The organism is Marinifilum caeruleilacunae, assembly GCF_013141825.1.
Classification (GTDB): domain Bacteria; phylum Bacteroidota; class Bacteroidia; order Bacteroidales; family Marinifilaceae; genus Marinifilum; species Marinifilum caeruleilacunae.
This window is the reverse complement of record NZ_RZNH01000099.1, coordinates 1-1150: the sequence shown is the minus strand read 5'-3', so window position 1 is coordinate 1150 and position 1150 is coordinate 1. Positions and strand designations below refer to the sequence as shown.

At 45.7% G+C, this 1150-nt stretch carries 1 pseudogene; it reads left to right on the top strand.

The features are described from left to right. Positions 1–1150: pseudogene (locus tag ELS83_RS21650) on the top strand (hypothetical protein); the annotation flags it as partial.

Below are 1150 nucleotides of genomic sequence, written 5' to 3'. Positions count from 1 at the left end.
CATCACAGTTTCAACATCTGGCAACTACTCAGTTGTGGAAACTGATGCGAATGGCTGTTCGGCTTCTGATGATGTGAACGTAACTGTTCATCCAAATCCTGTTGTGAACCTTGGCCCAGACCAGGAAACATGTGCCGGCGGAACGATTACATTAGATGCAGGTAATGCAGGAGCTACATATTTATGGTCAAATGGAGCGACAACCCAAACCATTACTGTTTCAACATCTGGCAACTACTCAGTTGTGGTGACTGATGCAAATGGTTGTTCTGCAAGCGATGATGTGAATGTAACTGTTCATCCAAATCCTGTTGTGAACCTTGGCCTAGACCAGGAAACATGTGTAGGCGGAACGATTAGATTAGATGCAGGCAATGCAGGTGCAACATATTTGTGGTCAAACGGCGCAACAAGCCAGACCATCACGGTTTCAACATCAGGCAACTACTCAGTTGTAGTAACTGATGCAAATGGTTGTTCTGCTTCTGATGATGTAAATGTTACAGTTCATCCGAACCCTGTTGTGAATCTTGGCGCAGACCAGGAAACTTGTGTAGGCGGAACGATTAGATTAGATGCAGGTAATGCAGGAGCTACATATTTGTGGTCAAACGGCGCGACAAGCCAGACCATTACCGTGTCAACATCTGGTAACTACTCAGTTGTGGTAACTGATGCCAATGGCTGTTCAGCTTCTGATGATGTGAACGTAACGGTTCATCCTAATCCTGTTGTGAACCTTGGTGCAGACCAGGAAACATGTGCAGGTGGAACAATTACCTTAGATGCAGGCAACGCAGGATCAACATATTTGTGGTCAAATGGTGCGACAAGCCAGACCATTACCGTGTCAACATCTGGTAACTACTCAGTTGTGGTAACTGATGCCAATGGCTGTTCTGCTTCTGATGATGTGAATGTAACTGTTCATCCAAATCCTGTTGTGAACCTTGGCCCAGACCAGGAAACATGTGTAGGCGGAACGATTACATTAGATGCAGGTAATGCAGGAGCAACATATTTGTGGTCAAACGGCGCGACAAGCCAGACCATTACCGTGTCAACATCTGGTAACTACTCAGTTGTGGTAACTGATGCCAATGGCTGTTCAGCTTCTGATGATGTGAACGTAACGGTTCATCCTAATCCT